This is a genomic window from Pseudomonas sp. Sample_23, assembly GCF_004307595.1.
GTDB lineage: Bacteria > Pseudomonadota > Gammaproteobacteria > Pseudomonadales > Pseudomonadaceae > Aquipseudomonas > Aquipseudomonas atacamensis.
The window spans coordinates 1,500-13,049 of sequence record NZ_RCNX01000085.1; the positions used below are offsets into that span (position 1 = coordinate 1,500).

Annotated in this window: 10 protein-coding genes; 5 read left to right on the forward strand and 5 right to left on the reverse strand. The window is 62.1% G+C overall.

The window, feature by feature from the left end:
* On the forward strand, positions 1–566 hold a 566-nt coding region (locus D8U82_RS28630; protein WP_277751212.1), incomplete at its 5' end, for a hypothetical protein.
* Between the two features lie 84 nt (positions 567–650).
* Here D8U82_RS28630 and phnX read toward each other — a convergent pair.
* The gene (gene phnX / locus D8U82_RS22690) at positions 651–1,478 is read right to left on the reverse strand and encodes a phosphonoacetaldehyde hydrolase (RefSeq protein WP_016770551.1); all 828 of its coding nucleotides are present in this window, start codon (positions 1,476–1,478) and stop codon (positions 651–653) included.
* A gap of 142 nt (positions 1,479–1,620) precedes the next feature.
* Positions 1,621–2,730, reverse strand: coding sequence for a 2-aminoethylphosphonate--pyruvate transaminase (locus D8U82_RS22695; protein WP_122698451.1), 1,110 nt, complete (start codon positions 2,728–2,730; stop codon positions 1,621–1,623).
* 113 nt (positions 2,731–2,843) lie between these two features.
* Between D8U82_RS22695 and D8U82_RS22700 the strand changes: the two genes are divergently transcribed.
* Positions 2,844–3,710: a LysR substrate-binding domain-containing protein gene (locus tag D8U82_RS22700; RefSeq protein ID WP_016770549.1), complete on the forward strand. Its 867-nt coding sequence runs from the start codon at positions 2,844–2,846 to the stop codon at positions 3,708–3,710.
* Between the two features lie 124 nt (positions 3,711–3,834).
* On the opposite strand, the gene D8U82_RS22705 is transcribed toward D8U82_RS22700, so the two are convergent.
* Positions 3,835–4,707, reverse strand: a complete 873-nt coding sequence (locus tag D8U82_RS22705) for a LysR family transcriptional regulator (protein ID WP_024013451.1) — start codon at positions 4,705–4,707, stop codon at positions 3,835–3,837.
* A gap of 271 nt (positions 4,708–4,978) precedes the next feature.
* On the opposite strand from D8U82_RS22705, the gene D8U82_RS22710 reads away from it, so the two are divergent.
* Entirely contained in the window at positions 4,979–6,304 is a 1,326-nt protein-coding gene (locus D8U82_RS22710) for an MFS transporter (RefSeq protein WP_130902998.1), read from the forward strand.
* 72 nt (positions 6,305–6,376) lie between these two features.
* Complete coding sequence (locus tag D8U82_RS22715) at positions 6,377–7,768, forward strand: FAD-dependent oxidoreductase (RefSeq protein WP_130902999.1); 1,392 nt, start codon at positions 6,377–6,379, stop codon at positions 7,766–7,768.
* Positions 7,769–7,776: 8 nt separating this feature from the next.
* On the opposite strand, the gene tssI is transcribed toward D8U82_RS22715, so the two are convergent.
* A complete protein-coding gene (gene tssI, locus D8U82_RS22720; protein ID WP_130903000.1) occupies positions 7,777–9,165 on the reverse strand; it encodes a type VI secretion system tip protein TssI/VgrG in 1,389 nt (462 codons plus the stop codon).
* Between the two features lie 221 nt (positions 9,166–9,386).
* Here tssI and D8U82_RS22725 point away from each other — a divergent pair, with 221 nt between their 5' ends.
* Positions 9,387–10,091: a YebC/PmpR family DNA-binding transcriptional regulator gene (locus D8U82_RS22725; RefSeq protein ID WP_073471330.1), complete on the forward strand. Its 705-nt coding sequence runs from the start codon at positions 9,387–9,389 to the stop codon at positions 10,089–10,091.
* A gap of 102 nt (positions 10,092–10,193) precedes the next feature.
* Here the strand turns inward: D8U82_RS22725 and D8U82_RS22730 are convergent, their stop codons facing one another.
* Entirely contained in the window at positions 10,194–11,507 is a 1,314-nt protein-coding gene (locus D8U82_RS22730; RefSeq protein WP_130903001.1) for a leucine-rich repeat-containing protein kinase family protein, read from the reverse strand.
* Between the last annotated feature and the right edge of the window lie 43 nt (positions 11,508–11,550).

Genomic DNA, 11,550 nt, shown 5'->3' on the forward strand with positions numbered 1-11,550 from the left:
CGCCGACCAAGCCGGTAGCGCCGACCAAGCCAGTTGCGCCAACCAAGCCAGTGGCCCCGACCAAGCCGGTAGCGCCGACCAAGCCGGTAGCGCCGACCAAGCCAGTTGCGCCAACCAAGCCAGTGGCGCCGACCAAGCCGGTAGCGCCGACCAAGCCAGTAGCGCCAACCAAACCAGTGGTGCCGACCAAACCTGTGGCCCCGGTTGATACCAAGCGTCCGCCAATGCCATGGCCGACCCTTAACATCAACATTGATCCTGTGGCCTTGATAACGCTGATTCAAACAATTGGTGCGAAAGTCAATGTCGATGGCTCCACCACACTGCCTGACGGCAGCGTAGTCGCTGTAGATAAAACTTCGATCAAGCGTCCCGACGGCATCATTCAATATGAAGACGGCCGGGTAGAGTATCCGGACGGGCGAATCGTCTGGCCGGATAATACCGTTGAATATCCGGATGGCCGTATTGTCTGGGAAGATGGAACTGAACAATTGCCGGACGGAAGTGTTAAACATCCCGATGGTCTTGCGTACGATGCGCAAGGTAACCTTATTTCCGAATAAGTCATAATCAAGCAATGTCTTTACTCAAGACAGTGCAAAAAAAACACCGCTGATTGCAATCAGCGGTGTTTTAGTTTTCCAGCCTCAGGCGTTTTGCGGCATCTCACCGTTGGCCAGACGCTTGTTGATGTCGGCGATCACTTCCGGCAGATCGCTGATGGTGTCGATCATGTAATGCGGCCGCGAATCTGCGAACAGCGCGTGGATGCGCTTGCGCTCACTGGCGAGTTCATCGCTGCCCAACGCGCGGAAACCTTCATAGTCCAGACCCAACGCGTTGCCCGAGCAAATCAGCGCAACCGTCCACATGCCGGCCCTGCGACCTTCGAGAATGCCCGGCACGGTGTCGTCGATCTTCACGCACGCTGCAACATCGTCGATGCCCAGAGCGATGACATTGGCCAACGCTTGCGCCGGCCATGGACGACCGTTTGGCACTTCGTCGGTGGCGACCACGTGGTCGGCGACGTAGCCGTTGCTGGCGGCGAGTTCGACGACTTTGTCCATGACCGCTTTCGGGTAGCCGGAGCAGGAACCGATCTTGATGCCTTGCGCGCGCAGTTGGGCGATGGCGTCCAGCGCGCCGGGAATCAGTGCCGAGTGCTCGGCGATTTTCTCGATCTGCAACGGCATGAAACGGTTGTAGATAGCGGTGACGTCATCGTCGGTCGGCGTGCGACCGAACACCTTGCGATAACGCTCGGCCACTTGCGGCTGATCACAGAGGGTGCGGATGTGGTCCCACTTGCCCATGCCCATCGGCCCACGGGCCTCTTCAATCGACACCTGCACATCGAACTCGGCGAAGGCTTCGACGAAGATCTGCGTCGGCGCAAACGAGCCGAAATCGACCACGGTACCGGCCCAGTCGAGGATCGCGGCTTGCAGCTTGCTTGGATTGGTGTAGTTCATGGCAATCAGTTCCTGATTTGAATATGAGATCAAAATGTGGGAGCGAGCCTGCTCGCGAAAGCGGTCTGACATCAGCCTATGTGTCGCCTGGGACGACGCTTTCGCGAGCAGGCTCGCTCCCACAGGGGATTTGTGGTGGGGCTCAGATATCGAGTACTTCCATTTCCCGCAGCACTTCACCCACTGCTGCTACGGCCTGGCGCATTTCGTCCGGGGTGACGTGGCCGATGCAGCCGACGCGGAAGGTTTCGACCTGGGTCAGTTTGCCGGGGTAGAGGATGTAACCCTTGGCCTTGACCCGCTCATAGAAGTCCTTGAACTGGTAACGCGGATCCTGCGGGGCATGGAACGTGGCGATGATCGGCGCCTGAATTGCCGCCGGCAGGAAGCTGCGCAAACCGAGCTTGTTCATCTCTTCCATCAGCGCCTGACAGTTGGCCGCATAACGCGCATGCCGCGCTGGCAGGCCGCCTTCTTCGCTGTATTGCAGTAGCGCTTCGTGCAGCGCCGCGACCACATGGGTGGGCGGGGTGAAGCGCCATTGCCCGGTTTTCATCATGTAGGCGTGCTGGTCGTACAGGTCCATCGCCAGCGAGTGCGAGTTACCGGCAGATGCGGCCAGAGATTCCTTGCGGGCGAAGACAAAACCCATCCCCGGTACGCCTTCCAGGCACTTGCCGGAGGCGGCGATCAGCGCGTCGAACGGTACTTTCTGCGCATCCACGGGCAATGCGCCGAAGGAGCTCATGGCGTCGATGATCAGGCGTTTGCCGTGTTGCGCGACGACCTCGGCGATCTCGGCCAGCGGATTGAGAATGCCGGTGCTGGTTTCGCAGTGGATCAGCGCCACGTGGGTGATGTCAGCGTCGGCGCGCAGCAAGCGGTCGACGTCGGCGGCGGTGGTCGGTTCGTCTTCGGCGGTTTCGAAGGTGCTGAACGAGCGGCCGAGCACTTCGCAGATCTTCGCCAGACGCTTGCCGTACGCGCCGTTGATCAGCACGAGGATTTTGCCGTCGCGCGGTACCAGCGTGCCGATCGCCGCTTCGACGGCGAAGGTGCCGCTGCCCTGTAACGGTACGCAATGGTGGCTGGCGGCGCCGTTGAGGATGGCCAGCAATTGCTCGCACAGGCTGGCGGTCAGCTGGTTGAAGCGGTCATCCCACGAACCCCAATCAACCATCATGGCCTGACGGGTGCGGGCCGAAGTGGTCAACGGGCCGGGAGTGAGCAGAATCGGTGCGGCGGTACTCATTCGTGTGTCCTCGCGAAAACGCTGTGGGATGAAGCTACGGGGCCTACGTTGCAATTCGCCGCTGCATCAATCAAATTGTTTGTTGTTATGCCAGCCATCAGTGAGGGTTATCCATGAATCTGTTTCAGCTGCGCGCCTTCGATGCCGTGGCCCGCGAAGGCAGCTTCACCCGCGCGGCTGCGCGGTTGTTCATCAGCCAGCCGGCGGTCACCGGACACATCAAGGCACTGGAAGAGCACTACCAGATCACTTTGTTGCGGCGTACCGCGCGACGGGTGGAACTGACCGAGGAGGGCACCAAACTGGCAGCGATCACCCGCGCCATGTTCGGCCTGGCGGAAGAAGCGCAGACGCTGCTCGAGGCCAATCGGCAATTGTTGACCGGGCGTCTGGAGGTGGCGGCGGATGGGCCGCACATGGTCATGCCGATGCTGGCAAGCCTGCGCGCACGCTATCCGGGCATCACCGTGAACCTGCGTCTGGGCAACGCGCAGGAAACCCTGGCGGCGCTGTTGTCGGAACACGCCGATGTCGCGGTGCTGACCGAGGTCGAGCCGCGCAAGGGCCTGCATCTGCAAGCGCTGAGCGAATCGCGGATCTGCGCGCTGGTGCCGGCGGGGCATCGCTGGGCGAATCGCTCCGGGGAAGTGAAGCTCAAGGAGCTGGACCAAGTGATCATGGTCCTGCGCGAGCCGACTTCGATTACCCGGCGCACGTTTGACCAGGCGTGTATGCAGGCGTCGATTCAGCCGCGGGTGTTGCTGGAGCTGGACAGTCGCGAGGCGGTGACCGAAGCGGTCGCGGCCGAGTTGGGTGTCGGTGTGGTGTCATCGGTGGAGGTCAGTCATGACCCGCGCGTGGTGGCGATCCCGATTGCCGGGGAAGGGCTGGTGAACCGGCACATGATTGGCTGCATGGAGCGCCGGCGCGAGTTGCGCTTGATTCAGGCGTTTTTTGATCTGGCGCTAGCCGCACCGTGATCGTTCCCACGCTCTGCGTGGGAACGCAGCCCGGGACGCTCTGCGTCCCATCCAAAGCCGAACGCGGAGCGTCCGTTGAGGCATTCCCACGCAGAGCGTGGGAACGATCAGGACAGGGAGTGAGTCAGGTCAGGCTCTCGCGAACCATATCGAGAAACGTCGCCACCACCCGCCGCGAACTCTGTTCGCGCAAGCACACCAGGGTTTCGGTCAGGCGCCTCGTGCAATCGGTGATCGGCAACGCGCAGACCCGTGAGTCGGCGCCGAACTCCGCCGCTGAAACCACACCAACCCCGATCCCCACCACCACGGCTTCGCGCGCCGCTTCCCGACCTTCAACCTGAATCGCCGGGCGGATGCGCAAACCTGCGCGGGCCATTTCCTCTTCCAGTGTCTGCCGGGTCACCGAACCGATCTCACGCAGCACCAGTGGCGTGTCATCCAGATCGGCCAGACAGATCGATTCGCGCTCGGCCCACGGATGATTGCGCGAAACGAACGCCACCATCGGATCGTTGCGCAACGGCACACACAGCAAGCGTTCATCGGTTACGTCGCGGCCGAGCAGCGCCAGATCGGCCTGATAGTTGAACAGGCGAAACAGCGATTCATCGGTATTGCCGGTTTCGATTTTCACGCTGATCCCCGGGTAGCGCTCGCAGAACCGCGCGATCTGCGGCAACACGTGGATCGGCGCGTCCACCGCGAGAATCAGGCTGCCGGTCTGCAGGGCCTGGGATTCCTGCAGCAATTCCTGCGCTTCGGCTTCGATCACGAACAGGCGCTGGGTGATCGCCAGCAGGCGCTCGCCAAGGTCGGTCAGGCGTACGGAACGTTTATTGCGGTGAAACAGCAGCACGCCGAAGCGTTCTTCGAGTTTGCGCACCTGGTCGGAAATCGCCGGTTGCGTCAGATAAAGCCGCTCGGCGGCGCGGGTGAAGCTGCCATGGACGGCCACCGCGTGGAACGCTTTGAGTTGGGCGTGAGAGACGGACATGGTGGCTCCAGTAACAAGCTCAGCTTATGTGTGAAATACGATAAATCGATTTTATTTATTAAACAGTAATTGCTTTGATCGGCTCACGCCATCGCTGACTGTTCGGTCGAACAGCAGCGCCGGCCCATGAGCCTGTGCGTGCAACAGCAGACTCATCTGACCGCTATCGCCGAAGGGAAGGGGCGGTAACGCAGTGCTCAACAATAAAAAACACAGGCGTTTTTCTTAATCGATTCTGCCGGCACACTCACACCCTGAGGTCAGAACCACCATGAACAAGCACATCGGCACCCTGGCGCGTTGGCGCGTGCAGATCTTCGCTATTACCTGGCTCGCGTACGCCGCGTTCTACTTCACCCGCAAAGCCTTTTCGGTAGCCAAACTGGGCATCGCCGAGGACCCTGATTTCACCCTCGACAAAATGGCCATGGCCAACCTCGACGCGATCTATCTGGCGGCGTATGCCCTCGGACAGTTCACTTGGGGCATGCTCGCCGATCGCTTCGGTCCAAGAGTCGTCGTGCTTGGCGGTTTGCTGATATCCGCCGCTGCGGCGCTGGTGATGGGCAGTTTCGCTACATTGCCGATCTTCGCCACGTGCATGTTGATTCAAGGTTTGGCGCAGTCCACTGGCTGGTCCGGGCTGTGTAAAAATCTTGGCAGCTTCTTCCCGTCTGAGCAGCGCGGGCGGGTGCTCGGCTTGTGGAGTTCCTGTTACGCGTTTGGTGGTCTGGTCGCCTCGCCGTTCGCCGGCTGGTGGGCCTACACGCTGGTCGGCACCTGGCACGCGGCATTCATTTCCAGCGCGGCGGTGGTCGCGGTGGTCGCCGTGCTGTTCTTTATCTTCCAGCGCAACAAACCGGAAGACATCGGCTTGCCGGCGGTGGAGCCCGAGCCGGAACTGACCGCCGAAGAAACCGCAGCCAACAGCAAAATCAGCATGTGGGAGCCGTTGAAGGAAATCCTGCGCAACCGCACGGTGCTGGTGCTGGGCCTGGCGTATTTCCTGCTGAAACCGGCGCGCTACGCGATTCTGTTGTGGGGGCCAGTGATTGTTTTCGAGCAGATGCCCAGTGTCGGCAAGGTTGGCGCGGCGATCATTCCCACCGCGTTTGAACTGGCCGGATTGCTCGGGCCGATCATGATCGGCCTGGCCTCGGACAAACTCTTCGGCGCCCGACGCATGCCGGCCTGCGTGCTGAGTCTGCTGGCGCTGACCGTGACGCTGGCGCTGTTCATGGCTGCGCTGAACACCGGCAGCGTGTTGCTCGTTGTCGCGTTGCTGTTCGTCATGGGCCTGACGTTGTACGGCCCGGACTCGATGATCAGCGGTGCGGCCGCGATCGATTTCGGCAAGGCCAAGGCCGGTGCCACTGCCGCCGGTTTCGTCAACGGCTGCGGCTCCGTTGGCGCGGTGCTCGGCGGTTTGCTGCCGGGCTACTTCGACTCGATGACGGTGTTTATCGTCTTCGCCGGATGCGCGCTGTTCTCGGCGCTGGTGCTGATTCCGCACTGGAACAGTCGGCCGGTCGGCGTGATGGAGCCGCGCGCGGCGATCCCCAACTGCCCGCTGAGCGTCAAACCGCTGCGTTCCTGAAACCCTTCGCCCCGTGGCCTGCTGCGCGGTGCGCGGCAGGCTGCGTCGTGGCTTTCTGACTGGAGATTTCCCATGCGACCGTTCTGGCTCGAGCAAGCCTTGCAGGCCGACCCATCCGAGCAGTGTCCACCGCTGCAAGGCGAGGTGCGCACGGATGTGTGCATCGTTGGCGGCGGCTACACCGGATTGTGGACGGCGATCATGCTCAAGGAGCAAAACCCGGAGCTGGAGGTGCTGCTGATCGAAGCAGAAATCTGCGGTGCCGGCGCCAGTGGCCGTAACGGTGGTTGCGCACTGTCATGGTCGGCCAAGTATTTCACCCTGGAGCGCTTGTTCGGCGTCGAAGAAGCGGTGCGTCTGGTCAGGGAATCGGAGCGCAGCATCCATGCGATCGGCGAGTTCTGCGAGCAGTACGGCGTCGATGCCGACTACCGCCTCGACGGCACGCTGTACACCGCGACCAATCGCGCCCAGGTCGGCGCAACGGATGCGGTGATCGCGGCGCTGGAGCGTAATGGCATCAACTCGTTCAGCCAGCGCCCGCTCGCCGATGTGCAGCGCATGGCTGGCTCAGCAAAACACCTAGAGGGCTGGTTTTCCCCGGCGGCTGCCAGCGTGCAACCGGGCAAACTGGTACGCGGTCTGCGCCGGGTGGCGCTGCAATTGCGCGTGAAGATACATGAAGGCACGGCGATGACCGGGCTGGAAGAGGGCCGCCCGGCACGCATCCACACACCCAGCGGCAAGGTCATCGCCGACCGCGTGGTGCTGGCGATGAATGCGTGGATGGCCCGCGCGTTTCCTCAGTTCGAGCGCAGTGTGGCGATCGTTTCCAGTGACATGCTGATCACCGAACCGCGCCCGGACCTGCTGCAGCAAATCGGTTTGACCAGCGGCGTCAGCGTCCTCGATTCGCGGATTTTCGTGCATTACTACCACAACACCCCGGACGGCCGGATCATGCTCGGCAAGGGCGGCAACACCTTCGCCTATGGCGGGCGGATGCTGCCGGTGTTCGATCAGCCGTCGCCTTATGCCGGCTTGCTCAAGCGCAGTCTCGCGGATTTTTTCCCGGCGTTCGCCGAGGTCAAAATCGACGCGACGTGGAACGGCCCGTCGGATCGTTCGGTGACCGGTTTGCCGTTCTTCGGCCAGATGAGCTCGGCGGGCAACGTGTTTTACGGCTTCGGTTATTCCGGCAGCGGCGTCGGCCCGTGTCATATGGGCGGGCAGATTCTCGCCGCGCTGGTGCAGGGCCTGGATAACCCGTGGACCCGTTCGCCGCTGGTCAACGGGCCGCTGGGTTATTTCCCGCCGGAACCGATTCGCTACCTCGGCTCGCTGATGGTGCGCAACGCCATCCGCCGCAAGGAGCGCGCCGAAGATCACGGGCGCCGGCCTCGGCATCTGGACGTGCGCCTGGCGAAATTCGCGGCGGCGGCGGGCAAGGCGGACAAAGGCTGAGGCGCCGATCAATGCTCGGCGCGGTGGCTCAGCCAGTCGAGCAACAGGCTGTCGCGCGCGGGCGCTGATTCGCGCTCCGGTGGCTGGCGTGCGTGGCTGAGGCACAGGATCGGTCGGTCCGGATCGCTGTCGAGGAAACTCACCCACACGTCACTGCCGGCACGCGGTAATTGATCGATGGCGACGGGGCCGCTGAACCGGCTCATGGCGATCGGCAGCCACAGGGCGTCGCTGGCGGATTTATCCGCAGACGGCCACAGGCTTACAGCGAGGCAGCCGTTTTCGTCCACTTGCGCAGGTTGCCCAGGCGCACCCGCGACTTTCGCCAAGTGATAACCGGCAATATTCGGGCGAGCTTGTTTGAGTGGCGGACGGAAGTCGGTCGACCAGGGCTGCGCATTGAAGTCGTTGTGATAACGCTGAACGCTTGGCGCCGGATCAAGGATCGAAGGGTGCTGCCCTTGGTGGCGCACGGCGCATATCAGCCATTGTTCGTTGAAATGATGAATCGGGTGGTCGGCCACAAGCAGCAGTCGGCCACTGAGCAAATCGCTGCAATCACTGCGCCCGTGAATGGAACGCAACTGGCAGCGCTGGCGTTGCAGATGGCGCCGGCTGCGCTGTTCGGCGTGCAGACGTTCCGGCGATCGCGCGGGCATCGGCAACTCGGTCGAGACCTCGTTGGCGGCTTCGGCGTTGCCGGTTGGCTGGCCACGATTGCGCACCGCATGCAGCATCGGCACGGGCGCCGCGCGATGTTGTTGATAGAGTGCGCTGACGCAGGGCGATGGTGGTTGCTCATCAGCATTGAAAGGGATTTCGACCGGTTCCTGCGGCAGACTCAGGCTGTCGTCGGCGAACACCACGACGTGTCCGTCCGGCCCATGTTCGAAGTGATAGTGGATGCCTTCTTCTTCGCATAGCCGCTGCAGCAGGGCCAGATCGCTTTCTTCGTACTGAATGCAAAACGCCCTTGCCGGGTAGTGACCGACGCTCATTTCAATGCGGTAGCTGTGCGCTGGCAGAGCATGTTCTTCGAGCAGTTGCTGGATGATCTGCGGCGTACTCAGGTGAGTAAACACGCGGCGCTTGTGCGTATGCGCCAGTTGTTGCAGATGCGGCACCAGAATCAGTCGATAGCCGACCCGATGGATCCCGCGATGTTCGCAGCTGGCGCTGGAAATGACGCCGTGGAACCCGTGCTGCTCACTGAGCCGCAGAAAGGCCGGCCGGTGCAGAAAGGATCCCGGGACGATGGCCGGGGCCAGGCCGAGCAGTTCGATGTCGAAACGGTAAGGCTGGTTCAGCGCTTCCTCGCCGCGAAAACGCACCACCGGCAGGCGCAATCCGCTGTCGGTCAGCGTAAGGGTGAAGGGACTTTCCTTGTCATTGAGCATTCGAGCAGGCCCTGTCAGGCGATACGGGGTTTCAAGGGTACGAAACCGTCGGCCTGAATGGTCATGTCAAAGGCGCTTTTCAGAATCCCCCTACATGCTTTGGTGAAGATGTCGATTCCGTCGGCTGTTTTTTTGGTCGATTGCCGACTTTAGGCCGTATAAACTTGCCGCCACGCGTCGGCCAATAGATGTCTCGGCGCCACAGATCAAGAGAGTGAGTAATGGGCGCACAGTGGAAGGTTAAACACAAAGAAGCGGCAGCCAACGCCAAAGGGAAGATCTTCGGCAAACTGGTGAAGGAAATCACCATTGCTGCACGCAACGGTGCCGATACCGCCACCAACGCACACCTGCGTCTGGTGGTCGAGCAGGCGAAGAAAGCCTCGATGCCAAAAGAAACCCTCGATCGCGCGATCAAGAAAGGCGCCGGTCTGCTGGGTGAAACCGTGCAATACCATCGCGTGACCTACGAAGGCTTTGCCCCGCATCAGGTGCCGCTGATCGTCGAATGCGTCACCGACAACATCAACCGCACCGTCGCGGAAATCCGCGTGGCGTTCCGCAAGGGCCAGTTGGGCGCTTCCGGTTCGGTGGCGTGGATGTTCAACCACGTCGGCATGATCGAAGCCTCGCCGGACAGCCCGGATGCCGATCCGGAAATGGCTGCGATCGAAGCCGGTGCCCAGGATTTCGAGCCGGGTGAAGAGGGCGCGACGCTGTTCCTAACCGACCCGACCGACCTCGACGCCGTGCAGAAAGCTCTGCCGGAACAAGGCTTCACCGTGCTCTCGGCCAAGCTCGGCTACCAGCCGAAGAACCCGGTCAGCGGCTTGAGCGACGAGCAGATGGCTGAAGTCGAAGCGTTCCTCGAAGGCCTCGACAACCATGATGACGTGCAGGACATGTTCGTCGGTCTGGCTGGCTGATCTCTCGCGCCAGTAATGACCTCTTCGCGAGCAGGCTCGCTCCCACATTTGCAACGCATTCCATTGTGGGAGCGAGCCTGCTCGCGAATGACTGCGCAGCGGTCAAAGATTCTCCAGCACCTCGATTACTTCGCTAAACCCCGGCCGCCCCAGCACATCGGCCTGACAGCAACGTCGTTCCAGCGCCTCCAGTTGCGCGCGCCGCTCCGTACTCAATCCTGAGTCGACACGCTCCAGCAATTCCCCCAACAACACACCGAACGCACGGACTTCCAGGCGCTGCAATGCGCGCGTCTGCACATCATCGCCGGTGGCATGAAACGACGCCGCGCCGAAATCCCCGAGCAGACAATCGCCACGATCGTTCAACAGAATGTTGTGGCCATACAGATCGCCGTGGGTGATGCCTTGGCGGTGCTGGTGCTCGGCCGCTGAGGCGATGCCTTTGGCGACGCGCAGGGCGACCTCGGCGGGGAACCGGCAACCTTCGGCATAAACATCCCGCGAGCACGAGTCCAGGCTGGGCAAACCGGCGAGATTGCCGAAGCTCGGATCAATCAGTTGCATCACCAGCCCCTGCTGTTGATCGGGATGGCCGCTGATGCGCCCTTCGACGCGGATCAGGTTCGGGTGCAGGCCTGCGGTGATGCAGGCGTTCATCTCATGCAACGGCGAGCCGTCGCTGGTCATCTCGCCTTTGTACAGCTTCACCGCAACCGCCTGCGCCGTGCCGTCGTCGCGCTGCCAGACTGCCTTGGAAATCACCCCGGAAGCGCCTTCGCCCAGTTGCTGCTCCAGGCGCAGCGCCGACCAGTCGATCAGCGGCGTGGCCTCAAGGGCAGCGGCATCGGCTTCGGTCTCCAGCGGATTGCCGGCGTAGGCCAGCCAGGTCAGGCTCGGCAAGGTCAGCAACCACTGCGGCAGTTCGCTGAGTTGGTTGGCAGCGATGCGCAGCAATTCCAGCCGATGGCAGTGGCGCAGGGAGTCTGGCAGCGTTTGCAGCCGATTGCCGGCGAGCATGAGCTTCTGCAGAGCGGGGCGTTCACCGAGTTCGCTGGGCAGGCTTTCGATGCGGTTATCGGTGAGGATCAGCCAGCGCAGCTGCGGCGGCAGGGCGGCAGCGGGCACATTGACGATGCGGTTGGCCTTGAAGCCGACCATGGTCAGCGCGGTGCACTGGCCGAGGCAGGCCGGCAGTTCGCTGAACTGGTTGTCGGAGCAGAACAGCACGCGCAGGCGGGTCAGGCGATGCAAGTCGTCCGGCAGGCTGCTCAGCGCGTTGCCGCTGAGGTTGAGCACTTCCAGCGTCTCGGCCAGTTGGAAAATTTCGTTGGGGAATTCGGTCAGCCCGCAAGACAGGTCGAGGCGGGTGATGCCGTACAGCTCGCCGGCGCGTAGTTGAGCAAGGGTGTGCATGTCTGGTTTCGCTATTGATCGGTGGAGCGACGCGGGGGGCGCT

Excerpts from the sequence above, each read along its gene's own strand:
- phnX (WP_016770551.1), bottom strand. The coding sequence starts at position 1,478 with ATGAACTACACCAATCCAAGCAAGCTGCAAGCCGCGATCCTCGACTGG.
- D8U82_RS22695 (WP_122698451.1), bottom strand. The coding sequence starts at position 2,730 with ATGAGTACCGCCGCACCGATTCTGCTCACTCCCGGCCCGTTGACCACT.
- D8U82_RS22700 (WP_016770549.1), top strand. The coding sequence starts at position 2,844 with ATGAATCTGTTTCAGCTGCGCGCCTTCGATGCCGTGGCCCGCGAAGGC.
- D8U82_RS22705 (WP_024013451.1), bottom strand. The coding sequence starts at position 4,707 with ATGTCCGTCTCTCACGCCCAACTCAAAGCGTTCCACGCGGTGGCCGTC.
- D8U82_RS22710 (WP_130902998.1), top strand. The coding sequence starts at position 4,979 with ATGAACAAGCACATCGGCACCCTGGCGCGTTGGCGCGTGCAGATCTTC.
- D8U82_RS22715 (WP_130902999.1), top strand. The coding sequence starts at position 6,377 with ATGCGACCGTTCTGGCTCGAGCAAGCCTTGCAGGCCGACCCATCCGAG.
- tssI (WP_130903000.1), bottom strand. The coding sequence starts at position 9,165 with ATGCTCAATGACAAGGAAAGTCCCTTCACCCTTACGCTGACCGACAGC.
- D8U82_RS22725 (WP_073471330.1), top strand. The coding sequence starts at position 9,387 with ATGGGCGCACAGTGGAAGGTTAAACACAAAGAAGCGGCAGCCAACGCC.
- D8U82_RS22730 (WP_130903001.1), bottom strand. The coding sequence starts at position 11,507 with ATGCACACCCTTGCTCAACTACGCGCCGGCGAGCTGTACGGCATCACC.